Origin of the sequence: Pseudomonas sp. LF-5 (genome assembly GCF_037626295.1) — a bacterium.
Lineage (GTDB): Bacteria > Pseudomonadota > Gammaproteobacteria > Pseudomonadales > Pseudomonadaceae > Aquipseudomonas > Aquipseudomonas monsensis.
Genome location: NZ_JARKMT010000010.1, coordinates 54,712 through 80,503, shown reverse-complemented (window position 1 = coordinate 80,503; position 25,792 = coordinate 54,712). Strand labels below are relative to the sequence as shown.

Here is a 25,792-nt window from a genome sequence, read left to right as displayed (position 1 = left end):
GGCAGCGGTTTTTTTTTGCGCTCCTGCCACAAGGTGAGATCGGTGACGAAAACGCCGTAACCCAACGGCCAGCCAGCCCGAAAGTCACCACCCGCCAAGCTTCGGACGCGTTGTTCTCGCTCAAGCCCTATGGCGCCGAAGGACGCAGCCCGGCGGAGGGGCCGCTACTGCCGTTCTACAACGATCTTTGAGGGATAATTCCAGGCCTGGCCATCAGTCATGATGGCCATCCGCTCGCTGGAGGCAAAAAACTTGGCAAATCGCTCAGATAGTCAGGTTTTCTGCCGTTAAAGAGACTGCATGTGATCTGGATCACAATGCGTGTGCTTAACTGGCCACATTGCAGGCACAATGCCATCTCTTTGATATGACGGGTCGGAGCTTTACCCTTGCCGCGTTCTTCCGCTGTACGTTTCAGTCATTTCCTGCCATCACTGCTGTTGTTACTTGCGGGGTTGGCGGCTGCGTACGTCAAAGACCTCAACGTGTTCTTCACTTCGCTGTTCAACGTGTTGCCGACGTTGGTGCTGTTGCTGGGCGGCGCGTATTGCGCAGTTTACCGCCGTCAGCGCGAACTGTTTCTGATGCTCACGGTGTACATCGCCTACTTTCTGCTCGACACCCAGACCGACTATTACCGCGACAACGGCAAGGTGCGCGACGACGCCGCCGTGGTGTTCCATCTGGTCTGCCTGCTGCTGCCCTTGCTGTTCGGTCTGTTTGCGGCGTGGCAAGAACGCACCCACCTGTTTCAGGACATGGTCGCGCGGTTCGCGGTGTTGCTCGCTTTTGGCAGTGTCGCCCTCGGTCTTGAGCAGAGTTATCCACAGGCGCTGCTGATGTGGCTCTCGGAGATCCGCTGGCCAGCGCTGCACGGCGCGTGGATGAGCCTGATCCAGATGTCCTATCCGGTATTCCTCTCGGCATTCCTGCTTTTGGCCTGGCAATACTGGCGTAACCCGCGTCAGCTGCATGCGGCGCAACTGGTCGGCTTGCTCGGTGTGTTCTGGATGCTGCCGAAAACCTTCATCCTGCCGTTCACCCTGAACATCATGTGCAGCCAGGTGATGCTGATGATTGCTGCCGCCGTGGCGCACGAAGCCTATCAAATGGCCTTTCGCGATGAGCTCACCGGTCTGCCGGGTCGGCGCGCACTCAACGAACGTATGCAACGCCTCGGCCGTAACTATGTGCTGGCGATGAGCGACGTCGATCACTTCAAGAAATTCAACGACACCCACGGCCACGATGTCGGTGACCAGGTGTTGCGTCTGGTTGCCAGCAAGCTGTCGAAAATCAGCGGTGGCGGTAGGGCATATCGCTATGGTGGTGAGGAATTTGCCCTGGTGTTCGCAGGCAAAACCCTAGAGGAATGCATGCCGCACCTGGAAGTTATCCGCGAGTCGATTGCGTCCTACAACATTCAACTGCGCAACCAGGAAAACCGTCCGCAGGATGACCAGCAAGGTCGCCAGCGCCGCAGTGGCGCCGGTGCGTCCAGTGTTTCGGTGACGGTCAGCATTGGCGTCGCCGAACGCGTCGAGCAGCGCACGCCGGAAGAAGTGCTCAAATCCGCCGACCAGGCGCTGTACAGCGCCAAAGGTGCGGGGCGTAACTGCGTGATGGCGTTTGGGCAGAACCGCCGTGGCGCGGTGCGTATGGACAACGCTGCAGGTTGAGTGATGACCGCGCATTCAGCGTCTGGACAGTGATTGTGGGGCGTAGTGGCCAGCAGTAGGTTGAAACCATCTGCTGACGGAGAAGCCACCATGCCCGAGTACAAAGCTCCCCTGCGCGATATGCGCTTTCTGATCGACCACGTCTTCGATTTCCACACCCAATACGCCGCGCTCGGCGCCCACGACGCCAGCCCGGACATGATCAACGCGATCCTCGAAGAGGGCGCGAAGTTCTGCGAAAACGTTCTGGCGCCACTCAATCGCAGCGGCGACGAAGAGGGCTGCCACTTCGACAACGGCGTGGTGACAACGCCTGCAGGTTTCAAAGAAGCGTTCGCGCAATACGTCGAGGGCGGCTGGCACGGTCTGGCGGCAGATCCGGCTTACGGTGGCCAGGGCCTGCCGAGTTCGCTGGGGCTGGTGATCAGCGAAATGGTCGGCTCCAGCAATACGTCCTGGGGCATGTACCCGGGCCTGACTCATGGCGCGATGTCGGCCATCCACGCCCACGGCACCGCCGAACAGAAAGACACGTACCTGAGCAAACTCACCGCCGGCCAGTGGACCGGCACCATGTGCCTGACCGAAGCGCATTGCGGCACCGACTTGGGCATCATCAAGACCCGCGCCGTGCCCCAGGCCGACGGCAGTTATGCAGTTACCGGCAGCAAGATTTTCATCTCTGCCGGCGAACACGACATGAGTGACAACATCATCCACTTGGTGTTGGCCAAACTGCCGGATGCGCCCGCTGGGACCAAGGGCATTTCGCTGTTTATCGTGCCCAAGTTCCTGCCGGACGCAGCGGGCGAAGCGGGCGAGCGCAACGGCGTTTCCTGCGGTTCGATCGAACACAAGATGGGCATCAAGGCCTCGGCCACCTGCGTGCTGAACTTCGACGGCGCCAAGGGCTTTCTGATCGGCGAGCCGAACAAGGGCCTCAACTGCATGTTCACCATGATGAACCATGCACGCCTCGGCACCGGGATGCAGGGCTTGTGCCTGGGCGAGGCGAGTTTCCAGGGCGCGGTCAAATACGCCAACGATCGCTTGCAGATGCGCGCCCTGACCGGCGCCAAGGCCCCGGACAAACCGGCCGACCCGATCATCGTTCATCCAGACGTGCGGCGCATGCTGTTGACCATGAAAGCCTTCAACGAGGGCAATCGTGCGCTGACCTATTTCACCGCGCAGCTGCTCGATGTCGCGCACCTGGGCAGCGACGCCGAGGCGCGGCAGGAGGCCGAAGACCTGTTGGCGTTCCTCACGCCGATCTGCAAGGCGTTCATGACCGACACCGGGCTGGAAGTGACCAACCACGGCATGCAGGTGTTCGGCGGTCATGGCTTCATTCGTGAATGGGGCATGGAGCAGTTGGTTCGCGATTGCCGGATTGCGCCGATCTATGAAGGCACCAACGGCATTCAGGCGCTGGATCTGCTCGGTCGCAAGGTGCTGGGCAGTCAGGGCAAGTTGTTGCGCGGCTTCACCAGAATCGTCCACAAGTTCTGCGCGGCCAACGCGGGGCATCCTCAGTTGGGCAGCTTTGTCGCGCAGCTCAATGAACTCAACCAGCAGTGGGGCGAGCTGACCATGCAGGTCGGTATGGCGGCGATGAAAAACCCGGACGAAGTCGGCGCCGCATCGGTGGATTACCTGATGTACAGCGGTTACATCATTCTGGGTTATCTGTGGTTGCGCATGGCGCTGGTGGCGCAGGCGCAGTTGGAGGCGGGTGAGGGGGACGGGGATTTCTGTCGAGGTAAATTGGCGACCAGCGAGTTCTATTTCAAGCGCTTGTTGCCGCGCACGGCTGCGCATCGGGCGGCGATCGAAGCGGGGAGTGAGTGTTTGATGAAGCTGCCGGCGGCGTTGTTTGCACTCTGATACCACTTTCTGTGGCGAGGGCGCTTGCTCCCGCTTGAGTGCGCAGTGCTCACCGATCGGGGGGCGGCTTCGCACCCTAGCGGGAGCAAGCGCCCTCGCCACAGTTTTTTGCGTCCTTTGAGTATCGGCTCAAGCTGGTGACTAAAAATAACAAAACAGTCACCGGTTGACCCTATGTGTCGCAAAAGTTGTTGGGGTACACTCCAGCTCAACGAAAACATCATTCCACGAATCACCTGTTTAGATCTTGCGAGGTTTGCCATGGCTGACTACAAAGCGCCGCTGCGCGATATGCGCTTCGTCCTCAATGAAGTGTTCGAGGTCTCGAAACTTTGGGCCGAACTGCCGGCACTGGCCGAGACCGTCGACGCCGAAACTGTTGAAGCCATCCTCGAAGAAGCCGGCAAGGTCACCAGCAAAAGCATCGCCCCTCTGAGCCGTGCCGCCGACGAAGAAGGCTGCCACTGGGCGGACGGCGCCGTCACCACCCCGGCCGGTTTCCCACAGGCTTATCAGACTTATGCCGAAGGCGGTTGGGTTGGTGTGGGGGGCGATCCGGCCTACGGCGGCATGGGTATGCCTAAAGCCGTGTCGGCCCAGGTCGAAGAAATGGTCAACTCCGCCAGTCTGTCCTTTGGTCTGTACCCGATGCTGACGGCCGGCGCCTGCCTGTCGATCAACGCCCACGCCAGCGAAGAGCTGAAAGCGGCGTACCTGCCGAACATGTACGCCGGCGTCTGGGCCGGTTCCATGTGCCTGACCGAGCCGCACGCCGGCACCGACCTGGGCATCATCCGCACCAAGGCCGAACCTCAGGCCGACGGTTCCTACAAGGTCAGCGGCACCAAGATTTTCATCACCGGCGGTGAGCACGACCTGACCGAAAACATTATTCACCTGGTGCTGGCCAAGCTGCCGGACGCGCCGGCCGGCCCGAAAGGCATTTCGCTGTTCCTGGTGCCGAAGTTCATGGTCAATGCCGATGGCAGCCTCGGCGCGCGCAACCCGGCGAACTGCGGTTCGATCGAACACAAGATGGGCATCCAGGCCTCCGCGACCTGCGTGATGAACTTCGATGAAGCTGTCGGTTATCTGGTCGGCGAGCCGAACAAAGGCCTGGCGGCGATGTTCACCATGATGAACTACGAGCGTCTGGGCGTCGGCATCCAGGGCCTGGCCACTGGCGAGCGCTCGTACCAGAACGCCATTGAATATGCCCGCGATCGCCTGCAAAGCCGTTCACCGACCGGCGCGCAGAATAAGGACAAGGTCGCCGACCCGATCATCGTCCACCCGGACGTGCGTCGCATGCTGCTGACCATGAAGGCGTCCAACGAGGGCGGCCGTGCGTTCTCCACCTACGTGGCGATGCAGCTCGACACTGCCAAGTTCAGCGAGGACGCGACGACGCGTAAGCGCGCTGAAGATCTGGTGGCGCTGCTGACGCCGGTGGCCAAGGCGTTCCTGACCGACCTGGGCCTGGAAACCACTGTCCACGGCCAGCAGATTTTCGGCGGCCACGGCTATATCCGCGAGTGGGGCCAGGAACAACTGGTGCGTGACGTGCGCATCACCCAGATCTACGAAGGCACCAACGGCATTCAGGCGCTGGACCTGGTCGGGCGCAAGATCGTGGGTAGCGGCGGGGCGTTCTACAAGCTGTTCGCTGACGAGATCCGTCATTTCACCGCGACTGCCAGCGCTGACCTGGGCGAATTCACCAAGCCGCTGAACGACGCCGTCGACACCCTCGACGAGTTGACCGCATGGCTGCTGGATCGGGCGAAAACCAATCCGAACGAAATCGGCGCAGCCTCGGTCGAATATTTGCAAGCGTTCGGTTACACGGCTTACGCCTACATGTGGGCACTGATGGCCAAGGCCGCGCTGGGCAAGGAAGCGCAGGATGATTTCTACGCCAGCAAGCTGGGTACCGCGCGTTTCTATTTCGCCCGTCTGCTGCCGCGCATTCACTCGTTGAGCGCGTCGGTGAAGGCCGGTAGCGAGTCGCTGTTCCTGCTGGATGCGGCGCAGTTCTGATGCGATGACGTCGTGTAAGCATTCTCTTACATGACGTGCTGCTGTTCTCCCATAGGCGTAGATTGGATCCAGAGCTAATCTACATTTCATGGACGTCGCGCAGGAAGCGCAAAGCAACAACACGGACACGTAGGATTCTGCCAGGGTGGCGGAGTGAAATGGATGTCAGGGAAACAGTCTGCAAAGCCCCGCTTCGGCGGGGTTTTCTTTTGCCTGAAGAAAAGTGTTCAGGCGATCGGATCCAGCGGCGACTTCACTTCACGCTCCATCACTTCCTCAAGCAATGTCCGCAGCAGCGCCAGTGACGCCTGCTGGCGTTGTACGTCGCGACACACCAGCCCAACCTTCAGCGGCACCCGGGGTTCGCTCAGCGGTTTCCACAGCAGTTCCTGGTCGTCGTACTCCTTCTGCGAACGCCCGGGCAACACCGTCGCCAATTTGGTGTGCGGCAGACTGTCGAGAATCCCCACCATATTGTTCAGTTCAGCCTGTACCTGCGGGCGACGGCCAAGGCTGGTCAGCTGCGCTTGCCAGATCTGACGTATCTGAAACTCTTCGCCGAGCAGCAGCATCGGTAACTCTGCGGCTTGTCGTATCGAGACTTTCTTGAATTCACGCAGCGGGTGATCCGCTGGGATTACAAGCGTCAGTTCATCTTCGTACAGCATCACGCCATGCAACCCTGGCTGACGTGGTGGCAAATAGCTGATGCCGATATCCAGCGAACCGTTCAGCAGACGCCGTTCAATCTCCATCCCGCTCAATTCATAAATCTGCACCACCAGATGCGGTTGCGCCTTGCGCACGCGCTCCAGCATTTGCGGCACCAGGCTGGTGTGCACGGTTTGCAGCACGCCAATTGCCAGGGTGCGCAATGCCTGTCCCTTGAAGTTGCCCAACGCCTCGCGCGCCCGTTGCAGACCATCGAGCAAGGGCAGGGCGTGGTTGTACAAGGTATGTGCAGCCAGAGTCGGTAGCAGGCGTTTGCTGCTGCGTTCGAACAGCGTGACGTCGAGGTTTTGTTCGAGCTGGCGAATCTGTTGCGACAACGCCGGCTGCGAGATCGACAGCCGTTCAGCGGCGCGGCCGACATGGCCTTCTTCGTAGACCGCGACGAAATAACGCAGTTGTTTGAAATCCATAAGTAATGCTTATCGAAAATGCTGGGAAATCGAAATGGCCCGCGGGCCTCGGCGAGCTTAGTCTAACCGCATTCACAAGGCTTACAGGGCCAGAAAGCGCGATGAATAGCGTTTGCTTCGACAGTGTTTGCATAGGCAGTTCAAAACACCTCAAGCGAGGTGTTTTTCAATGAATCTGTTCAGTTTGCGGCGCCAGGCGCCGAGTCTCGACGACCTCGCCTTTGCGGCCGATTCTGCTGAAATCAACGAAAATCTGAGCATCGAGCGGCTGATGCCCAGCGTCGAGCGACCGCAACAGGTGTTCGTTCGCGGTCAGGGTTCCTGGCTGTGGGACAGTAATGATCGCGCTTATCTCGACTTCTCTCAGGCCGGTGGCGCCAACAGTCTTGGGCACAGTCCGTCGGCACTGGTCAAAGCCATTGCCAGTCAGGCTCAGGCACTGATCAATCCCGGTTTCAATCTGCACAACCGCGGCATGCTCAGCCTCACCGAACGCCTGTGCGCGAGTACTTCCAGCGATCAGGCCTACCTGCTCAACAGTGGCAGCGAAGCCTGTGAAGCGGCGATCAAACTGGCGCGCAAGTGGGGGCAACTGCATCGTGGTGGCGCTTCGCGGATCATCGTGGCGCAGCAGGGGTGTCACGGTCGTAGTCTGGCGACGATCTCGGCATCGGACAGTTGTAACCTGCACAACCGTTTCGCGCCATTGCTGCCCGGTTTCGATCCGGTGCCGTTTAACGATTTGCCGGCGCTGCATGCGGCAGTCGATGCGCAGACCGTGGCGATCATGCTCGAGCCGATCCAGAGCGATGCCGGGGTGATTCCAGCCACCGGGCATTACCTTAAGGGCGTTGAGCGTCTGTGCCGCGAACTGGGAATTTTGCTGATTCTCGACGAAGTGCAGACCGGCATGGGGCGCTGCGGCAGCTTGCTTGCCGAACAGTCCTATGGCGTACGCGCCGATATCGTCGTGCTCGGCAAAGGCCTTGGCGGCGGTGTGCCCCTGGCGGCGCTGCTGGCGCGAGGCAAGGCGTGTTGTTTTGACGCGGGTGAACTGGGCGGCACGCATCACGGCAATGCGCTGATGACAGCGGCTGGCCTGGTGGTACTCGACAGCGTGTACGACCGCAGCTTCCTGCAGCAGGTCAACGATAATGGCCAGCATCTGCGCGAAGGCCTCGCACGATTGGCACACCGCTACGACCACGGCGAACTGCGCGGCCAAGGCCTGTTCTACGGACTGACCCTGTCGGGCGATTCCGCCGAGGCCGTGGTCCATGCCGCGCTGCATGAGGGCCTGCTGCTCAACGCCCCGCAAGCCAACTGTCTGCGCTTCACCCCGGCGCTCACAGTGAGTAAAACCAATATCGACGAAATGCTCCTCCGCCTGGGCCGCGCATTCTCGCGAGTGCGCACCGCGCAACTGCAATGTCGCAAAGGGATTGCCGTCTGAGCTGAAGTTTCCTACCCGATTTCCAGAACCGTCTCGCGGTATAACGCACGCCCTACGCCTGATTCTTTTGGCGTGGGGCGTTTTTTTGTGGCCGGGTTTTGCAGATAGCGTTGGTGCTTGAGCGTTCGTCCTGCGAATGGTTTTTTAGAAAGCCCCAGCCGGGCCAGCCGGTATTCGCTCGCTACTTGAACACTAGCGCGTCGACAGTCAAGCAATGGGAGTCGGGAGACAAACACCCCAGCGGCATGGCGCTGAAGTTACTGAGCATCGTGCAGAAGCACGGACTGCAAATTCTCAGCTGAGCTATCAGTTTGATACCGATACCGTGATTAGTACTGAACCCTGACGAGCGGCAAAGGTCGATTAGCTTGTATGGCTCATGTGAGCCAACCCCCATTCAGGAGCTGACCCATGGACTTCATTCGCATCATCATCGCCATTCTGTTGCCGCCACTGGGTGTGTTTCTGCAGGTCGGGTTCGGCGGGGCGTTCTGGTTGAACATTCTGCTGACGCTGTGTGGCTACATTCCGGGGATCGTGCATGCGGTGTACATCATCGCCAAGCGCTGAGTTCAGCGGTGCCAGATAGATAGCTATCGCGGGCAAGCCTGCTCCCCCAGTGTTTTAGGTTGGTCACAAGTTTTGTGTAAACCAGCGAACCTGTGGGAGCGAGCTTGCCCGCGATTGGGTCGACGCTATTTTTAAACAAGCGTGGTGCTCAGTCAGCCAACCCCATCACCCGCCGATAAAACTTCCACTCCTGTTCCAGCGCATGCGCCTGATTGGCGGCGCGGCGGAAGCCGTGGCGTTCTTCGGGGTAATAATGCGCCTCGACCGGGATGCCGTTCTGTTCCAGTGCCGTGACCATGTCGCGGGTCTGTTGCGGAACAACCACGGCGTCCAGTTCTCCCTGAAAGAAAATCACCGGCACACGAATGTTGCTCGCGTGCAGCAAGGGTGTGCGGGCAGCGTAGCGTTCGGCGTCCTGCTCGGGATCGCCGATCAGCCAGTCCAGATAATCACCTTCGAACTTGTGGGTCGCCCGGGCGAGTGCCACCGGGTCGCTGACGCCATAGAGGCTGGCGCCAGCGCGGAACACCTGCTGAAACGCCAGCGCACACAACGTGGTGTAGCCCCCGGCGCTGCCTCCGCGGATAAATGCGCGCTCGCCGTCGATCAAACCTTGTCTGGCCAGATACGCCACCACCGCGCAGGCATCCTCGACATCCACCTCACCCCAACTCAGATGCAACGCCTGACGGTATTCGCGGCCATAGCCGCTGCTGCCGCGATAGTTGAGATCGGCAACGGCGAAGCCGCGTTGCGTCCAGTACTGAATGCGCGGGTCGAGCATCGGGTAGCAGGCCGAGGTCGGTCCGCCGTGGATGAACACCACCAGCGCTGGTTTTGTCTCGTCGCTCATGGCCGGATAAAAGAACCCGTGGGCTTCGCCGGAACCGCTTGGGTAGCGCAGGGTTTGCGGACGGCTGATGCGTTCTGCAGGCAAAGGCGCCACGCCGCCGGCCAACACGTTCACTTTGCGCGTCGCCCGATCAATGGCGATGACCGCCGAAGGACTGATCGGCGAGGCGGCAATGCAGTAGATAAATTGTGCGTCTAAAGCGAGATGACGGAAGCGGCTGTAGTCGCCAGTAAAGTCGTCGTCACCAAGGGTCAGGCGACCAAAACCACCTTCGCTCCAGCTCGCCAAAAACAAATGCTCGACGGGGCGCCAGGTGCAGCCGCCCAGTTGCCACGGCGCGGGTGCATGATCGGCCGGCGCAGCGGGCAATGATCTCAAGCCGTCGGCAGTTTCTACCCACGGTTGCCAGAATCCAGCACGATCGGTCAGGCAATACAGGCGTCCTTCGGCATCGAAGCGCGGTTGTTGAATGGACTCTTCAATCTCGGCGCCGGCAATGCATTGCGGTGCTCCGAATGTGCCATCGGTCAAACGCTCAGCCACCTTCAACCGCGTCGACGTCCAAGGCTGATGCGGGCGGCTCCACTCGATCCAGGCCAGGCGCCGGCCATCCGCACTGATGATCGGCGCCGCATAAAAATCCGCGCCCTCAGCCAGCACATGCCGCGTGCCGTCAGCCAGATCAATCGCTACCAGCCGATGTTGATCACGCCACTCTTCAACCGCCAGAACCTGGCCAAAAGCAAAATGCAGATCGCCATAACGACACTCGCCTGACGTCAGCGCCTCAGGCGCGCCATCCAGGGTCTGTCGATACAACTGCTGGTCCGCCTCATTGACGAAAACCACCCCGTCCAGCGTCAGACAAAACGCACCACCACCATATTCGTACACTCGACTGCGGACACTGAAGCCATTGGGTGTCAGACATTTCGCCACGCCGTCGCGCCACTGCCATATCCGGCACGCGGCATCCTCCGGGCGATATTCATTCCAGAACAGACCGTTGACACCGAGCTGCAGTTCGGCGAAGTCCATTCCGGCGGCGACGGCCTGGGCGGCGCTGAAAGGCTCAGCCCTTGGCGATGAGGCGTGAGTTTCGTTCATTGCGAAAGGCCAGTTGTTCGATGGTCTGGGTGGCGGTCTCGGCTTCTTCGCGGGCCTTGAGGATCACGCCGTGATGTTCGGATTTGCTGCACACCGGGTCGGCGTTGCTTGCGTCACCCGTGAGCATGAATGCCTGACAGCGGCAGCCGCCGAAGTCCTGTTCCTTCTCGTCGCAGGAGCGGCACGGCTCGGGCATCCAGTCATAACCGCGAAAGCGATTGAAGCCGAACGAGTCGTACCAGATGTGCTGCATGCTGTGATCGCGCACGTTGGGAAATTGCACCGGCAGCTGTCGGGCGCCATGACAAGGCAGGGCGGTGCCGTCCGGGGTGACTGTCAGAAAGAGGCTGCCCCAGCCGTTCATGCAGGCTTTCGGGCGTTCTTCGTAGTAGTCCGGGGTCACGAATATCAGCTTGCACGGATGCCCTTCGGCTTCCAGCTTGGCGCGGTATTCGTTGGTGATGCGCTCGGCGCGCACCAGTTGTTCCTTGGTCGGCAACAGGCCGACACGGTTGAGCTGCGCCCAGCCGTAGAACTGGCAGGTGGCGAGTTCGACAAAGTCGGCCTCGAGCGCGATGCACAGCTCGATGATGCGGTCGATCTTGTCGATGTTGTGCCGATGGGTGACGAAGTTCAGCACCATCGGATAGCCGTGGGCCTTCACCGCACGGGCCATTTCCAGCTTCTGCGCGAAGGCTTTTTTCGAGCCGGCGAGCAGGTTGTTCACTTGCTCGTCACTGGCCTGGAAGCTGATCTGGATGTGATCGAGACCGGCCTTCTTGAAATCGCTGATTTTTTGCTCGGTCAGGCCGATGCCGGAGGTGATCAGGTTGGTATAGAAACCCAACTGCCGCGCTTCACGAATCAGCTCGGCCAGGTCCTGGCGCACCAGTGGCTCGCCACCGGAAAAGCCCAGTTGCGCCGCGCCCATCTCCCGCGCTTCGCGGAACACCTTGATCCACTGCTCGGTGCTCAGCTCTTTGCCCTGCTCGGCGAAATCCAGCGGATTGGAGCAGTACGGGCATTGCAGCGGGCAGCGGTAGGTCAGCTCGGCGAGCAGCCACAGCGGCAGGCCGACCTCCGGCTTGGGCGGCAGATCAGTCAAGGGTGATCCAGTGCTGTGCACGGGCAACCTCCATGAATTGCTCGATGTCGTCACCGAGCTCAGGCACGCCGGGGAACTGCTCATCGAGTGTGGCGATGATCGCTGCGACATCGCGTTCACCGTCGATCAAACCACCGATCAGCGCGGCGCTGTCGTTGAGTTTGATCATGCCTTCGGGGTAGAGCAGTACGTGGCCTTTTTGCGCCGGTTCGTACTGGAAACGGTAGCCGGGACGCCAGGTCGGGGTCTTGCTGCGATCGAAACTCATAAGGTGATTCCTTTGTGCCAGACCCGTTGCTCGGTGACGCCGTGATACGGCGGGCGGTTCAGTTCGTAAGCCATGCTCATGGCATCGAGCATGCTCCAAAGAATGTCCAGTTTGAACTGGAGAATTTCCAGCATGCGCTCCTGGCCTTCGCGGGTCTTGTAGTGCTCGAGCGTGATCGCCAGACCGTGCTCGACATCGCGCCGCGCCTGACCGAGGCGGGTGCGGAAATATTCGTAACCGGCCGGGTCGATCCACGGGTAATGCTGCGGCCAGCTGTCGAGGCGTGACTGGTGGATCTGCGGCGCGAACAGTTCGGTCAGCGAGCTGCTGGCGGCTTCCTGCCAACTGGCGCGGCGGGCGAAGTTGACGTAGGCGTCGACCGCGAAACGCACACCGGGCAGCACCAGTTCCTGGGAGCGCAGTTGATCGGGGTCGAGGCCGACCGCCTGACCAAGGCGCAGCCACGCTTCGATACCGCCGTCTTCGCCGGGGGCGCCGTCGTGGTCGAGCAGGCGTTGAATCCACTCGCGGCGGATCTCGCGATCCGGGCAATTGGCGAGGATCGCCGCGTCTTTCAGGGGGATGTTCACCTGATAGTAGAAGCGGTTGGCGACCCAGCCCTGAATCTGTTCGCGGGTGGCACGGCCTTCATACATCGCCACGTGGTACGGGTGGTAGATGTGGTAATAGGCGCCTTTGGCGCGCAGGGCCGCTTCGAATTCGCTGGGGGACATAGGAGTGTCAGTCATATCTGTTCTCCGGGAACAAGCATTGGGATCTCAGGCGTCTGGTCTTCAGTCATCGCTGGCAAGCCAGCTCCCACAGGGTTTTGCGGTGTTCACAACACCGGTGGGAGCTGGCTTGCCAGCGATGGGGCCATCAGTTACAGCACAATACTCATGCCATCGAACGCCACTTCAACATTACGCCGCGCCAGTTCCGCACGCTCCGCCGAATCCTCATCGAGAATCGGGTTGGTGTTGTTGATGTGGATAAGCACCTTGCGCTGCTCGGGCAACTGCTCCAGCACTTCGAGCATGCCGCCGGCGCCGTTCTGCGCCAGGTGGCCCATCTCGCGACCGGTGCGGGTGCCGACGCCACGGCGCTGCATTTCATCGTCGTCCCACAGCGTGCCATCCACCAGCAGGCAATCGCTGCCAGCCATGATTTCCAGCAGCGGCGCATCAACCTTGCCCAGGCCCGGCGCGTAGAACAGTTTGCCGCCGGTGTTCAGGTCTTCGACGATCAGGCCAATGTTGTCGCCCGGGTGCGGGTCGAAGCGGTGCGGCGAGTACGGCGGCGCAGCGCTGCGCAACGGCAGCGGGGTAAAGCGCAGGTTCGGGCACGCGGCGACGGTGAAGCTCTGGTCGAGTTCGATGCGGTTCCAGTTCAACCCGCCGTTCCAGTGGGTGAGCATCTTGAACAGCGGGAAACCGGTGCTCAGGTCTTCGTGAACCATGTCCGTACACCAGACCTGATGCGGGCAGCCTTCGCGCAGGCTGAGCAGACCGGTGGTGTGGTCGATCTGGCTGTCCATCAGGATGATCGCGCTGATGCCGGTGTCACGCAGGGCGCGGCCCGGTTGCATCGGGGCGAAGCTTTGCAGTTGTGCGCGGATATCCGGCGAGGCGTTGCACAGCACCCAGTTCACGCCATCATCGGAAATCGCAATGGACGATTGGGTGCGGGCCTTGGCGTTCAGGCTGCCGTCGCGAAAACCTGCGCAGTTGACGCAGTTGCAGTTCCACTGCGGAAATCCGCCACCGGCGGCCGAACCCAGAATCTGGACGAACATGAACGCTCCCATCTTTCAACGCTGAAAATAAAACGCCCCGGCGAGCCGAGGCGTTGCACTGCAAGTCTGCGTAGGCAGAACTCAGCGGCTGGCGAAGTACATGGTGACTTCGAAGCCGATACGCAGGTCGGTGTAAGCCGGTTTTGTCCAGGACATGGGTGTCTCCTTCAGGGTGGGTGGGATAGCGCTGTCCATAGTTATAGTCCACGGCAGCGCAGGGATGTTCCAAATAGTTAGGCTGCTATGTTACTCAAAATTTCCAGGTGATTGCCCGTGAATCTTTGAGAAAGCTCCTTGCAGCCTGAGTAATGATCAATTTCCCGCTTGCCACGGCATGCCCGGTGCCGCGCTGCTGGCCAGACAGTGCCAGCCGCCTTCGGCCTGGATCAGTCGCTGTGCCGCCGCCAGCAGGAAAGGGCGATCGAGCTGACCAATGGCGTCGATCAACTGCGCACGATAATCCGATGAGTGGCCGGCGAGTTTCGCTTGCCACAGCAGCTCGGCCGCGTTTGTGAACGACATTGAGGTGTCGTCGAACTGCTCGGCCAGAGACTGGCGCAGTTGCTCAAGGTTGGCGTCATCGAAGGTTTCGATCAGCGCGGGAATGCTTTGAAGAAACTGCCGGATGTGATCGAGCAGCGCAACCGGGTCGGACGTCGGCGATTGCACGCCAAACAGCAAGCCGGTCTGGCCGTGCAGCTGGCGCAAGGCGCTGAACACCGCGTAACCCAGCTGCAATTCGACCCGCAGGCGCTGATAGAACGGTGTCTGGCAGAGCTGCGCGAGCAGGCGCCAGGCGGCTTCGTCGGCGATCTCGTGGCTTGCGGTCGGGCAGAACAACAGCAGCGCATGCTCGCTGGAGGCGCTGTCGATGTGGCTCCAGATCTGTCGAGCATTGCTCACTGGCGGGGCGGGGAGTTGATTGTCCGGGATACCGGGGATGCGACTCAGAGCCAGGCCCAAGGCGGATTGAGTCTGTGCGCTGAGGCCAAGGGCCAGTCCGTCCCAGCGGGAAGTTGTCCACAGCTCCTTGATGTCGTCCGAGCGCGGCGCCGCTGGCAGGCAACTTTCCGGCAATGCCTTGAGCAACTGGCGGATCGGTATCAACGGTGCTTCTGGCTCGGCGCTCGCAGAATCGGCGTCAACTTGCGTCAGACATTTCAGCGCATGCTCCAGGACACTGGGCATCGGTTCTTGCAGGCCGGTCAGTTTCAGCAGCCATTGAGCACCGCTGGTACTCAACGACAGCTCAACCCCGGCCTGACGTGCGTCTTCCCGGGTTTCGCGCAGACTGCGTTGCAGCTTCCCATGCAGCTCGGCCGTTGCCGCGGCTTCCAGTTGCCAGCGCAGGTAAATCGCACCTTCTTCACCCGTGTCCGCCAAGGCCTGGCTGAATTGCATCGGCGAGCGTTCGCGGCGGCTGCGTGAGCGATCCTGAGCGAACGTGCGCAGGCCTCGGTGGGCGCTGGTTTGACCGCGAATCAGCCCGGCGTTGGCCAGTGGTTCGCTGGAACCGAGGAAAGGATTGGCGGCAGGCAGGTGCCAATGCGCGCTGAAGTTATCCACAACGCCGATGTCGCGCAGGATCTGTTTGAGGGCGACGACGCCGTGTTCCGACAAGCCGTGTTCGAGCTGTTCGCAGTCGAGCTGTGCCAGGTGCAGTGCGCCGCCGACCTGCTGCTGACGTTCAAGCAGCCTGGCGTATTCGTCACGCAACGCTGGCCAGTCCTGTTGCGCGGCGAAGAAACTCAGCCAATCCAGCACATGCTCGCGAATCACATTCAGGCATTCGGCGGGCGCGGTGAGTTGCAGGTGCAGCAAGGCCTGTCCGGCAAAGTGGTACAGCGGCGTGGCTTTCAGGCTGTCCGCGAGCTTCTGTTGCTGCAGATGGGCGAGCAGGCCGCCGGGTTTGGCGTTGTTCAAGCAGTGGCAGAGGAACGCCAGCGCTTCGGCGCAGGTGTCGGGCAGCGCTTCGAAGGCAAACAGCAGATTGCAGTGCTGTTCGCCGACCTGTTGATAACTTTTCGCCTGCAACGGCTGGGTTGCCGTTTGCGCAACGTTATCCCCAACCGGCAGCGCCGCGGCGAACTGCTGAGCCAGTGCACGCAACGCCTCCAGGCTCTGCGGCCCGACCAGACTCAAGGTCATTTGGCCGGTGCGATAGAAGCGCTGATGGAAGTCCTTCAACGCCTGCTGAAACGCCGGTTGCTCGACCTTCAGGCTGTCGCGATTACCTGCATGAAATCCGCGCAATGGATGCTCTGGCGGCAAACCCTCGTACAAGGACAGTGCCTGCTGCGCTGTGGGATCCTGCGACCACGCGACAAATTCCGCCTCCAGCACTTCGCGTTCACGCAACTGATCGTCCTTATTCATACGCGGCTGGGCGAGCATGTCTGACAGTCGATCCAGCCCGGCGCTGAAGGCCGTAGTCGGCAGTTCAAAGAAAAAATCGGTCGCGCGCTCGCGGGTGCTGGCATTCACTAGGCCGCCATGCCTTTGCACGTAGGCCATCAGTGCCTGATCGGCAGGAAAACGTGCGGTACCGAGAAACAGCAAATGCTCAAGAAAATGCGCCAGCCCCGGCCATTCGAGCGGCACATCATGGCTGCCGGCAGCCACCCGCAACGCAGCCGCGCTGCGCTTGAGGTCAGGCACCTGACGCAGGGTCACGCGCAAGCCGTTGGCCAGGGTTTCAGAGTGAAGGCGGGGGTGAGTCGGCGCAGGCATGGGCACTTCCAGAACAGTGAAGTGCCAATGCTAGCGGATTAACGCTTGTTGAGCGCGCCGTAAAGCTCCGGACGGCGGTCACTGAGGTAGCGATTGGCGGCGCGGGAATCGACCATCAACTGCCGATCTAGCTCCCCGACGATCAGCGCTTCATCCAGGCCAGCCTGGGCGATACGACTGCCGTCCGGCGCGGCGATGCTGCTTTGCCCGCAATAGTGGATCTCGCCTTCCTGCCCGCAATAGTTGGCGTAGGCCACGTAGCACTGGTTTTCGAAGGCGCGGGAACGCACGGTGACGTCGGCGACGAAATCGAATGGAATCATGTTCGCCGTCGGCACCAGAATCAGCTCGGCGCCGGCCAGGGCCAGACGCCGCGCGTTCTCCGGAAACTCCAGGTCGTAGCAGATCAGGAAACCGAGCTTCCAGCCGTTGAGCTCGACCACAGGAAATGCATCGTCGCCGGGGCTGAACATCGACCGGTCCAGATCACCGAACAGGTGGGTCTTGCGGTAATTGCACAAACGCTCGCCGTGCGAGTCGATCAACTGCACGGCGTTGTAGATCTGCCCGTCGGCAGTACGCTCCGGGTAGCCGTAGACAATCGCCAGACCGGCAGCCTTGGCGATACGGCCGATCTGTTGCGCCCATTCACCGTTGTAGACCTCGGCCAATGTGCTGACCGCCTCGGCACCAATGTTGTAGCCGGTCAGAAACATCTCCGGCAACACCAGCAAGTCGGCGCCCTTGGCCTCCATCGCCACTTGGTGCAAACGGTGCAGGTTGGCGGCGGGGTCCAGGGGCAGCGGTGGACATTGGTAAAGGGCTACACGCATCTCGGATTCCTCTTACTCGGGCAGGGCGATAGGGCCGATGTCTTTGAACACATCACCCGGGCCCGGGTTCGCTTTATGTGTCGAGCCACCAAAGTGCTTCATGATGCCCCACACCGCGTTGAGCGAGGTCTGCACCGCGCCTTCGACCCACGCCGGGGTCCACGATACGTCGTCACCGGCGATGAAAATCCCGCGCTGCTCGGCGGGCATGTCGTCCTGCATGAAGTGCGCGTACATGCGCTGGTTGTAGCGATAGTGGCCGGGCAGGGCGCCCTTGAACGCACCGAGGAAGTACGGGTCGGCTTCCCACGACACGGTGATCGGGTCGCCGATGATGCGCGCGGCGATGTCGACTTTCGGGTAGATCTTTTTCAGTGCGTTCAGCGCCAGTTCCACACGTTTTTCCACCGGGTGCGGCAGCATCTTCAGTGCGTCGCTCATCCACGAGTACGACAGGCAGATCACGCCGGGCTTGTCGTCGCCGTTGTCGAACAGGTAGGTGCCACGGGTCAGGCGATCGGTGAGGGTCATGCTCATCAGGTCGCGGCCGGTTTCCGGATCCTTGTCCTTCCAGAACGGGCGGTCGACCATCACGAAGGTCTTCGACGACTGCATGTAGCGCGTGCGATCCAGCGCCATCCACATCTTTTGCGAGAACAGGCTTTCGTCGCATTCGATCTGGGTGGTCAGCAGCCAGCTCTGGCAAGTGGTCAACACGGCGGCATATTCGCGGGTGTCGCCGTTGTTGTCGGTGACGGCGAAACGGCCATCCGGTGCGTGGGCGATTTTCTTCACGCCGGAACGCGGCGCGCCACGGTGCAGGGATTTCAGGCTGGTGCCTTCCGGCCAGTGCACGCAACGCTCCGGCACATGGCGCCAGATGCCTTGTGGCACTTGTTCCACGCCGCCGACCACCAGATGCTGGTGATCGTCGCAGTTGGTCATCACCACGCGGAAGATTTCCAGCATCGAGTTGGGGAAGTCCGAGTCCCAGCCGCCGGTGCCGAAACCGACCTGACCGAACACTTCGCGGTGATGAAACGACAGTTTGGCAAACGCCTTGGACGTGGCCACGAAGTCGTAGAAGGTGCGGTCGTCCCACAGCGGCACGAGTTTGTTCCACAGTTCCTTGAGGCGTGGCACGTCGCGGTCGCGGATCGCTTGCTGGATATCGGCGAACTGCGAGCCGGCCTCCAATGCATCCGCCCAGGCGTCAGCCACTTCCTGGAACAGTGCAGGAAGATCCTTCAGGCTTTGTGCGTAATGGGTTTTGCCTTCCAGGTCGATCACCGTGCTGCCGGAGGCCGGCGTCAACGGATTCGGGAACGGTTTGGTCTCGAGGCCGAGCTTGTCGACGTAGTGGTAGAACGCGGTGGAGGACACCGGGAAGCGCATGCCGCCGAGTTCCGCGACGATGCCGTCAGTGCCGTTGAACGCTTGCGAGCGCAGGCGCCCGCCGAGCTTCGAAGCCTCGTAGACCACCGGTTTCAAGCCGAGCTTCATCAGTTCGTAAGCAGCTACCAGACCGGCGATACCCGCGCCGACAATCGCCACTTCAGCGCCGTGATGGTGTTCAGGAATGCTGCCGAGACCTGCCGGGTGTTCGATCCAGTCGTCGAAAGCGAAGGGAAAGTCCGGACCGAAAATGGTGACTGGCTTTTTACCGTCTGCAGGATGGCGATTGTTCTTGTTCATGGCTGACCTTGCTGGCGACCCGACGCTGAGTGCGCGTCTGAGTATAGGAAAAGATGCCAGCCATTCTAGGGAGCGTAGAACACGTTAATAAGACGCAAAGTGTCGTCGTTTTGCTAATTAACTGAACAATATGACGATTGGAGACTACATACCGACCAATATGTAGGAGCGAGCCTGCTCGCGAAGAGGCCTGTAATCCACCCGGGAAGTCCGGACACGACCTTAAACCGGCTGCCCCCGATCAATCTTGCTACTCAAAATAATCGACGTGGTTGTCTTCTCCACCCCATCCACACTGCCAATCTGATCCAGTAACTGATCCAGCTGCTCCGGCGAATCCGTGCGCAACCACGCCACATAGTCAAATTCGCCACTCACCGCACACAACTGCTGCACCTGCGCCATCGCACTCAAGCGCCGCAACACCTCTTTGCCGGAACGCGGCTGCACCTTGATCCCGACATACGCCTGCAACCCGCCATCGACCACCCGCTGCCCCAGGCGCACGCCATACCCGGTGATCACTTTGGCCTTTTCCAGCCGCGCCAGTCGGGAAGTTACGGTGGTTCGCGCAATGCCTAGCTGCCGGGCAAGCATCGCCACGCTCTCGCGGGCGTTGATCTGCAGGGCGGCGATTAGCTGGCGGTCGATTTCATCAAGCACGGGCGGGCGGATGTCGGGCAAGGGAGGCTCCATGGGGCGCGGATCTTGGTGGAGCATGTTACAGCGTCAACCGGCTGGATATGTAAGCCCCTTATCGTTGTCGGGGGCTGAACGCGGAAACGAAAAAGCCGCGCAATGCGCGGCTTTCAAATGTGGTGGGCCCACACGGACTTGAACCGTGGACCAAAGGATTATGAGTCCTCTGCTCTAACCAACTGAGCTATAGGCCCTCAGTAGGTCGCGGATTATAGCGACGGTTTCTCTGCTGTGCTATCCGAATAATCCGATACGGTTGCGCGAAGAAACGTCGCGGCGAATTCTTCCGGTGGCAGCGGCAGGCTGACGATGTAGCCCTGGATCTGTTCGCAGCCTTCGGCGGCGAGGAATTGTTGCTGGGCCTGGGTTTCGACGCCTTCGGCGATCACGGTGAATTGCATGCTCCGGCCCAGGGCGATGATCGCCCGCACAATCGCCGCGTCGTGGGGATCGTCCGGCAGGCCGCGGACGAACGACTGGTCGATCTTGAGGATGTCCAGCGGCAGGCGCTTGAGGTAGCTGAGTGAGGAATAGCCGGTGCCGAAGTCGTCGATGGCCAGTTGTACGCCGAGGCGTTTGAGTTGGTGCAGCACGGCCAGGGCCTCCTCGGCCTGACTCATGATGAAGTTCTCGGTAATTTCCAGTTGCAGTAAATCCGGCATCAGACGGTTGTCTTTGAGCAGTTGCTCAATGCGTCCGAGCAGATTTGGCTGGCGCAGTTGCGCACCGGCGAGGTTGACCGAGAGCGGGCCGAGGCTGTCGTAGACCTGGTTCCACTCGAACATCTGCCGGCACGCGGTCTCCAAGACCCAGTCGCCAATCTGCAGGATCATGCCGTTCTCTTCGGCCAGCGGGATGAAGTGCTCGGGCGGCACCTCGCCAAAGGTCGGGTGGCGCCAGCGAATCAGCGCTTCGGCGCCGACCAGACGATGGTCGTCGAGGCTGATCTTGGGTTGGTAGTAGAGGTGCAATTCATCGCGCTCGATGGCCCGGCGCAACTCGTGTTCCAGCGCCACGCGCTCGCTGGCCTGGGCGGTGAGGTCGCGGGTGTAGCTTTCGACGCGGTTGCGGCCCTTGGCCTTGGAGCGGTACATCGCCGCATCGGCGTTTTTCACCAGAGTGGCGACATCGCAACCGTCGCGCGGATACAGGCTGGTGCCGATGCTGGCGCTGATGAAGAACTCGTGTTCGCCGGCCTGGAACGGTGCGCCGAAGCAGTTGAGCAGTTTGGTGGCGATATGGTCGGCATCGCTGGCCTGGTGCAGGCCAGGCAGCAGGATGATGAATTCATCGCCCCCCAGACGGGCGACGGTGTCGATGTCGCGCAGCTGTTCTTTCAAACGCACCGCGATGCCCTTGAGCAGCAGGTCGCCGACCGGGTGACCGAGGCTGTCATTGATGTGCTTGAAGCGGTCGAGATCGAGAAACAGCACCGCGCCCTGACCGCCGTTTTCCTGCTGGCTGTTCAACGCGGTGAGCAGGCGACTTTCAAACAGGGTGCGGTTCGGCAGGCCGGTCAGCGGGTCGTGATGCGCCTGGTAATCGAGTTTGGCCTGGGCGTGCTTGAGGCTGGAAATATCGGCAAACACCGCGACGAAGTGGGTGATGAATTTGTCGCGATTGCGCACGGCACTGATGGTCAGCCAGCTCGGATACAGCTCGCCGTTTTTACGCCGGTTGGAGATTTCGCCTTGCCAGTGTCCCTCGTCGGTCAACTGGTGCCACATCGCTGCATAAAACGCGCTGTCGTGCAGGCCGGAGGCGAGCAGGCGCGGTGTATGGCCGAGGGCTTCGCTTTCGCTGTAGCCAGTGATTTCGGTGAAGGCGCGATTGACTGCGCTGATGTGTTGCTGGGTGTCGGTGATCAACACGCCTTCGGCGGTGCTCTCGAACACGGTCGCAGCCTGTTGCAGTTTTTCCTGCATCAAATGACGTTCGGTGATATCGCGGGCGATGGTCAGCATGCAGTCTTCTTCGCCAATCGGCAGCGGTCGGCTGGACACTTCGCACAGGCGAATCTGCCCGTCGCTGCGGCGGATATGGCAGGTGAAGTCGCGGACGAAGCCGTCGCGGTGCAGCAGGTCGAGCATCTGCTTGCGTTCGTTGAGGTTGACCCAGATGCCCAGATCCAGCGCCGAGCGATCCACCGACATGGCGCTATTGAAACCGGTGATGCGACTGAAGCCTTCGTTGACCTCCAGCAGCAAGCCGTCGCTCTGGCGCGACAGCAGCAAACCGTCCGGCGAGGCATGGAAGGCCTTGGCGAACTTTTCTTCGGAAGTTTGCAGTTGTTGCTGGGTTTCCTTGAGCTGGGTGATGTCGCGCACCACGACCACGAGCGCCGGCGTGGTGTCGAGGTCGAACGGCTCGGCAGAGATCAGGCCGGTGAACACCTGGCCATTGTGGCGGCGAAAGGGCATCTCCAGGTTGCGGATGCTGCCGGCCTGCAATCGCTGCAACAACCCCGGCCCGACCCCGGGAATGCCCCAGATGTTGAGCTCGGTGGCGGTCTGGCCGATGACCTCTTCGGCTTTCAGGCCGATCTGTTCTTCAAAGGCTTCGTTGACCTCCAGCAGGCAGCCGTCCGACAGCCGTGCAATCACCAGAATGTCCGGGCATTGCTGGAACACCGAGGCGAACTTCTGCTCCGACAGGCGCAGGGCTTCTTCCGTGCGCTTGGTTTCGCTGATATCAATCATCAGGCCGCGCATCACGGGTTCATGGCCGTGCTCGATCAGGCTGACGATATCGCGTACCCACAGGCAGCGGCCGTCGGCGGTGATCACCCGGTAATCGAGGCTGTGATCGCGGCCGGCCAACACTTCGTGGTCGCAGAACGCTTGTGCGCGGGTCAGGTCCGCCGGGTGAATGATGTTGCGCCAGAACCCCGGGATCAGCCAATGGGACAGGGGATAACCGAGCAAATCTTCAGCGTGGGGCGACACATAGCTGTAGGTGAAGTCGCTCATCCGCGCTTCCCAGGCAATCGCCGACAAACTCTCTACCAGTCCGCGATAGTGGTATTCGCTGCTGCGCAGCTCCTGTTCGAGGTCGATGCGGCGAGCGATTTCCGAGCTCAGGCGGCGGTTGATGCGGATCACCACGGCCAGCACGATGATCAACAGCGCCAGACCCGGCAAACCGTAGACCAGTAGATCTGACCAGAATGTCCGATGATCGAGGACGTTGCCGACCCAATGTTCCTGAATGCTGCTGATTTCGGCAGGACTCATGTCGGCGAGCACTTTGTCGAGAATACCCACCAGCATCTTGTTTTCGCGTGGCACGGCCATCGCCAGTTGATAGCGATACGGCGTTTCGCCGCTGACGTACAGGCCGTCGAGTTTCAGTTGGCGCAGGCTCCAGACGCTGGAGGCGAGGTCGCCGACGACGGCATCCACCTCGTCGGTCGCCAGCGCCTGCAGCGCCGAACTGACGTTGGGCATGGCCACCAGGTTCAGATCCGGATGGTGGGTGCGCAGGAGCTCATGGGGCGCGTAGTTTTCCACCACGGCAATCTTCAGGCCGTACAGGTCTTCGAGTTTGCGTGGTTGCGCGCCGCCGACGTGGGCGAGGATGACGATCGGGAAGTCGAGATAGGGCCGGGTGAACGACAAATAGGTCTGGCGCTCCGGCGTGGACATGATGCCCGGCAGCAGGTCGATCTTGCCTTGCTTGACCTGCTCCAGCACCACGGTCCAGCTCACGGGCTCGATGGGCGTGAGTTTGACCGCCAGGCGCTGGCGGATCACATCAATATAGTCCGCCGCCAGCCCCTGATAGCGGGACTGATCGTCGCGAAACTCAAAGGGCGGCCACGACGCATCTACACCCAGGCGCAAGTCCGGGTGAGCCGCCAGCCAGCTACGTTCTTCATCGGTCAGAGTCAGCGCGTCAGCCGTTGCGGTCCAGATCATCAGTGACAGCAAAAAAAGCACGGACGCCAGTCTGGGCATAACGCTCTCGTTATGGCACGGGGGTGATTGTTTCGAGTGTAGACGGGCTATGCGGGGGAGGGGTGGTGCGCGGAATTTAATCTGACCGGAAAACAAAACCCCCGGCCTGGGCCGGGGGTTCTGGTATCACTCGTCGAGGAAGGAGCGCAGATGCTCGCTTCGCGTCGGGTGGCGCAGCTTGCGCAGCGCCTTGGCTTCGATCTGACGGATCCGCTCACGGGTTACGTCAAACTGTTTGCCCACTTCTTCGAGTGTGTGGTCGGTGTTCATGTCGATACCGAAACGCATGCGCAGTACCTTGGCTTCACGGGCAGTGAGGCCGGACAGCACTTCGCGGGTCGCTTCTTTCAGGCTTTCAACGGTTGCAACATCGATTGGCGACTGCATGGTCGAGTCTTCGATGAAGTCACCCAGATGAGAGTCTTCGTCATCACCGATCGGGGTTTCCATGGAGATCGGCTCTTTAGCGATCTTCAACACCTTGCGGATCTTGTCCTCAGGCATTTCCATGCGTTCGCCCAGCTCTTCCGGAGTCGGTTCGCGACCCATTTCCTGCAGCATCTGGCGGGAAATACGGTTGAGCTTGTTGATCGTCTCGATCATGTGCACCGGAATACGGATGGTGCGGGCCTGGTCGGCGATCGAGCGAGTGATCGCCTGACGGATCCACCAGGTGGCATAAGTCGAGAACTTGTAACCACGACGGTATTCGAACTTGTCCACCGCTTTCATCAGACCGATGTTGCCTTCCTGGATCAGATCGAGGAATTGCAGGCCGCGGTTGGTGTACTTCTTGGCGATCGAGATCACCAGACGCAAGTTCGCTTCAACCATCTCTTTCTTCGCGCGGCGGGCCTTGGCCTCACCGATCGACATGCGACGGTTGATGTCCTTGATTTCAGCAATGGTCAGGCCGGTCTCGGTTTCCAGCGCAATCAGCTTCTGCTGGCAACGGATGATGTCCGGCTGTACGCGACCAATGGCTTCGGCGTATTTGCTCTTGCCTTTGGCCAGTGCGTCGGACCAGCTTTCGTCGACTTCATTGCCCGGGAACTGACGCAGGAAATCGGCGCGTGGCATACGTGCATCACGTACGCACAGTTGCATGATCGCGCGCTCTTGCTGACGCAGACGATCCAGGGCGCTGCGAACACGCTCGACCAAGGCTTCGAATTGCTTCGGCACCAGTTTGATCGGCATGAACAGCTCGGCCAGGGCCAGCAACTCGGCAACCGCTGCCTTGTTGTGACGACCGTGCTTTTTCAGGGCCTTGCGGGTGATTTCCATCTGATCGGCCACAGCGCCGAAACGCTGGGCAGCGATGACCGGATCCGGACCGCTTTCGGCTTCTTCTTCGTCATCCGAAGCTTCGGCGTCATCGTCGTCGGTGTCGTCGTCAGCCTTGGCGGCTTTCGCGTCGATCGGCGGCGGCACTTCGGCCGCCGGCGGCGCAATGCCGTCGTCCGGGTCGATGTAACCGCTCAGTACGTCGGACAGGCGACCACCTTCGGTGGTGACGCGGGTGTACTCGGAGAGAATGTGGTCAACCGTGCCAGGGAAGTGCGCGATAGCGCTCATCACTTCACGGATGCCTTCTTCGATACGTTTGGCGATTTCGATTTCGCCTTCACGAGTCAGAAGCTCGACCGTACCCATTTCACGCATGTACATGCGCACGGGGTCGGTGGTGCGACCGATATCGGTCTCCACCGCTGCCAACGCGGCGGCTGCTTCTTCCGCAGCGGCCTCGTCGGTATCGGCGTCGGCCAACATAAGGGCGTCCGCATCCGGAGCACTCTCGTGTACGGGGATCCCCATGTCGTTAATCATGCGGATGATGTCTTCCACCTGCTCCGGATCTGAAATATCCTCGGGCAGGTGGTCGTTGACCTCGGCGTAAGTCAGATACTTCTGCTCACGACCCAGTTTGATCAACTCAATAATACGAGACTGCTGTTGCGCTTTTCCGGACATAACACC

The 25,792-nt window shown here is 60.7% G+C and carries 18 protein-coding genes, 1 tRNA gene and 1 pseudogene; 6 read left to right on the top strand and 14 right to left on the bottom strand.

Annotation, left to right across the window (positions count from 1 at the left end; all coding sequences use genetic code 11):
* The first annotated feature begins 389 nt into the window (after positions 1 to 389).
* The 3 genes from PseuLF5_RS22980 to PseuLF5_RS22970 all read left to right on the top strand — a co-directional run bounded on the left by PseuLF5_RS22980 (position 390) and on the right by PseuLF5_RS22970 (position 5,606).
* On the top strand, positions 390 to 1,679 hold the full coding sequence (locus PseuLF5_RS22980; RefSeq protein WP_340134809.1) for a GGDEF domain-containing protein: 1,290 nt from the start codon (positions 390 to 392) through the stop codon (positions 1,677 to 1,679).
* A gap of 90 nt (positions 1,680 to 1,769) precedes the next feature.
* Positions 1,770 to 3,566, top strand: coding sequence for an acyl-CoA dehydrogenase C-terminal domain-containing protein (locus tag PseuLF5_RS22975; RefSeq protein ID WP_340134808.1), 1,797 nt, complete (start codon positions 1,770 to 1,772; stop codon positions 3,564 to 3,566).
* Between the two features lie 261 nt (positions 3,567 to 3,827).
* Positions 3,828 to 5,606 carry an acyl-CoA dehydrogenase C-terminal domain-containing protein gene (locus PseuLF5_RS22970; RefSeq protein WP_123469308.1) on the top strand — a complete coding sequence of 593 codons (1,779 nt, stop codon included), beginning with the start codon at positions 3,828 to 3,830 and terminating at the stop codon, positions 5,604 to 5,606.
* Between the two features lie 227 nt (positions 5,607 to 5,833).
* On the opposite strand, the gene PseuLF5_RS22965 is transcribed toward PseuLF5_RS22970, so the two are convergent.
* On the bottom strand, positions 5,834 to 6,748 hold the full coding sequence (locus PseuLF5_RS22965) for a LysR family transcriptional regulator (protein ID WP_123469306.1): 915 nt from the start codon (positions 6,746 to 6,748) through the stop codon (positions 5,834 to 5,836).
* A 169-nt stretch (positions 6,749 to 6,917) separates the two neighbouring features.
* On the opposite strand from PseuLF5_RS22965, the gene PseuLF5_RS22960 reads away from it, so the two are divergent.
* The 3 genes and pseudogenes from PseuLF5_RS22960 (at position 6,918) to PseuLF5_RS22950 (ending at position 8,771) form a co-directional block, all read left to right on the top strand.
* Entirely contained in the window at positions 6,918 to 8,201 is a 1,284-nt protein-coding gene (locus PseuLF5_RS22960; protein ID WP_340134807.1) for an aspartate aminotransferase family protein, read from the top strand.
* Positions 8,202 to 8,365: 164 nt separating this feature from the next.
* Positions 8,366 to 8,503, top strand: a pseudogene (locus tag PseuLF5_RS22955) (helix-turn-helix domain-containing protein); the annotation flags it as partial.
* A gap of 109 nt (positions 8,504 to 8,612) precedes the next feature.
* On the top strand, positions 8,613 to 8,771 hold the full coding sequence (locus PseuLF5_RS22950; RefSeq protein ID WP_003228885.1) for a YqaE/Pmp3 family membrane protein: 159 nt from the start codon (positions 8,613 to 8,615) through the stop codon (positions 8,769 to 8,771).
* A gap of 148 nt (positions 8,772 to 8,919) precedes the next feature.
* On the opposite strand, the gene PseuLF5_RS22945 is transcribed toward PseuLF5_RS22950, so the two are convergent.
* The 13 genes from PseuLF5_RS22945 to rpoD form a co-directional block, all read right to left on the bottom strand.
* Positions 8,920 to 10,731, bottom strand: a complete 1,812-nt coding sequence (locus PseuLF5_RS22945; RefSeq protein ID WP_340134806.1) for a S9 family peptidase — start codon at positions 10,729 to 10,731, stop codon at positions 8,920 to 8,922.
* Positions 10,697 to 11,836 carry a pyrroloquinoline quinone biosynthesis protein PqqE gene (gene pqqE / locus PseuLF5_RS22940; protein WP_177490424.1) on the bottom strand — a complete coding sequence of 380 codons (1,140 nt, stop codon included), beginning with the start codon at positions 11,834 to 11,836 and terminating at the stop codon, positions 10,697 to 10,699. The genes PseuLF5_RS22945 and pqqE overlap by 35 nt, the downstream gene beginning before the upstream one ends.
* The gene (gene pqqD / locus PseuLF5_RS22935; RefSeq protein WP_128613999.1) at positions 11,829 to 12,104 is read right to left on the bottom strand and encodes a pyrroloquinoline quinone biosynthesis peptide chaperone PqqD; all 276 of its coding nucleotides are present in this window, start codon (positions 12,102 to 12,104) and stop codon (positions 11,829 to 11,831) included. The genes pqqE and pqqD overlap by 8 nt, the downstream gene beginning before the upstream one ends.
* Entirely contained in the window at positions 12,101 to 12,853 is a 753-nt protein-coding gene (pqqC, locus tag PseuLF5_RS22930) for a pyrroloquinoline-quinone synthase PqqC (RefSeq protein WP_340134805.1), read from the bottom strand. Before pqqC ends, pqqD begins: the two co-directional genes overlap by 4 nt.
* A 134-nt stretch (positions 12,854 to 12,987) precedes the next feature.
* On the bottom strand, positions 12,988 to 13,899 hold the full coding sequence (gene pqqB / locus PseuLF5_RS22925) for a pyrroloquinoline quinone biosynthesis protein PqqB (RefSeq protein WP_128613998.1): 912 nt from the start codon (positions 13,897 to 13,899) through the stop codon (positions 12,988 to 12,990).
* 81 nt (positions 13,900 to 13,980) lie between these two features.
* Positions 13,981 to 14,055: a pyrroloquinoline quinone precursor peptide PqqA gene (gene pqqA, locus PseuLF5_RS22920; RefSeq protein ID WP_003422658.1), complete on the bottom strand. Its 75-nt coding sequence runs from the start codon at positions 14,053 to 14,055 to the stop codon at positions 13,981 to 13,983.
* Positions 14,056 to 14,211: 156 nt separating this feature from the next.
* A complete protein-coding gene (gene pqqF / locus PseuLF5_RS22915) occupies positions 14,212 to 16,629 on the bottom strand; it encodes a pyrroloquinoline quinone biosynthesis protein PqqF (protein WP_340134804.1) in 2,418 nt (805 codons plus the stop codon).
* Positions 16,630 to 16,667: 38 nt separating this feature from the next.
* Positions 16,668 to 17,462 carry a carbon-nitrogen hydrolase family protein gene (locus PseuLF5_RS22910; RefSeq protein WP_123469290.1) on the bottom strand — a complete coding sequence of 265 codons (795 nt, stop codon included), beginning with the start codon at positions 17,460 to 17,462 and terminating at the stop codon, positions 16,668 to 16,670.
* A 12-nt stretch (positions 17,463 to 17,474) separates the two neighbouring features.
* Complete coding sequence (locus PseuLF5_RS22905; protein WP_123469288.1) at positions 17,475 to 19,157, bottom strand: flavin monoamine oxidase family protein; 1,683 nt, start codon at positions 19,155 to 19,157, stop codon at positions 17,475 to 17,477.
* A gap of 222 nt (positions 19,158 to 19,379) precedes the next feature.
* Positions 19,380 to 19,841 carry an Lrp/AsnC family transcriptional regulator gene (locus PseuLF5_RS22900; protein WP_007910086.1) on the bottom strand — a complete coding sequence of 154 codons (462 nt, stop codon included), beginning with the start codon at positions 19,839 to 19,841 and terminating at the stop codon, positions 19,380 to 19,382.
* Positions 19,842 to 19,973: 132 nt separating this feature from the next.
* Positions 19,974 to 20,050: transfer RNA gene (locus PseuLF5_RS22895), tRNA-Ile, on the bottom strand.
* A 15-nt stretch (positions 20,051 to 20,065) separates the two neighbouring features.
* Positions 20,066 to 23,812 carry a bifunctional diguanylate cyclase/phosphodiesterase gene (locus tag PseuLF5_RS22890; RefSeq protein ID WP_340134803.1) on the bottom strand — a complete coding sequence of 1,249 codons (3,747 nt, stop codon included), beginning with the start codon at positions 23,810 to 23,812 and terminating at the stop codon, positions 20,066 to 20,068.
* Between the two features lie 126 nt (positions 23,813 to 23,938).
* A complete protein-coding gene (rpoD, locus tag PseuLF5_RS22885; RefSeq protein WP_108592083.1) occupies positions 23,939 to 25,786 on the bottom strand; it encodes an RNA polymerase sigma factor RpoD in 1,848 nt (615 codons plus the stop codon).
* Between the last annotated feature and the right edge of the window lie 6 nt (positions 25,787 to 25,792).

What these genes read in the sequence shown, in the direction of transcription:
- PseuLF5_RS22975 (WP_340134808.1), top strand. Translation starts at nt 1,770, where the DNA reads ATGCCCGAGTACAAAGCTCCCCTGCGCGATATGCGCTTTCTGATCGAC.
- PseuLF5_RS22970 (WP_123469308.1), top strand. Translation starts at nt 3,828, where the DNA reads ATGGCTGACTACAAAGCGCCGCTGCGCGATATGCGCTTCGTCCTCAAT.
- PseuLF5_RS22965 (WP_123469306.1), bottom strand. Translation starts at nt 6,748, where the DNA reads ATGGATTTCAAACAACTGCGTTATTTCGTCGCGGTCTACGAAGAAGGC.
- PseuLF5_RS22960 (WP_340134807.1), top strand. Translation starts at nt 6,918, where the DNA reads ATGAATCTGTTCAGTTTGCGGCGCCAGGCGCCGAGTCTCGACGACCTC.
- PseuLF5_RS22950 (WP_003228885.1), top strand. Translation starts at nt 8,613, where the DNA reads ATGGACTTCATTCGCATCATCATCGCCATTCTGTTGCCGCCACTGGGT.
- PseuLF5_RS22945 (WP_340134806.1), bottom strand. Translation starts at nt 10,731, where the DNA reads ATGAACGAAACTCACGCCTCATCGCCAAGGGCTGAGCCTTTCAGCGCC.
- pqqD (WP_128613999.1), bottom strand. Translation starts at nt 12,104, where the DNA reads ATGAGTTTCGATCGCAGCAAGACCCCGACCTGGCGTCCCGGCTACCGT.
- pqqC (WP_340134805.1), bottom strand. Translation starts at nt 12,853, where the DNA reads ATGACTGACACTCCTATGTCCCCCAGCGAATTCGAAGCGGCCCTGCGC.
- pqqB (WP_128613998.1), bottom strand. Translation starts at nt 13,899, where the DNA reads ATGTTCGTCCAGATTCTGGGTTCGGCCGCCGGTGGCGGATTTCCGCAG.
- pqqF (WP_340134804.1), bottom strand. Translation starts at nt 16,629, where the DNA reads ATGCCTGCGCCGACTCACCCCCGCCTTCACTCTGAAACCCTGGCCAAC.
- PseuLF5_RS22910 (WP_123469290.1), bottom strand. Translation starts at nt 17,462, where the DNA reads ATGCGTGTAGCCCTTTACCAATGTCCACCGCTGCCCCTGGACCCCGCC.
- PseuLF5_RS22905 (WP_123469288.1), bottom strand. Translation starts at nt 19,157, where the DNA reads ATGAACAAGAACAATCGCCATCCTGCAGACGGTAAAAAGCCAGTCACC.
- PseuLF5_RS22890 (WP_340134803.1), bottom strand. Translation starts at nt 23,812, where the DNA reads ATGCCCAGACTGGCGTCCGTGCTTTTTTTGCTGTCACTGATGATCTGG.
- rpoD (WP_108592083.1), bottom strand. Translation starts at nt 25,786, where the DNA reads ATGTCCGGAAAAGCGCAACAGCAGTCTCGTATTATTGAGTTGATCAAA.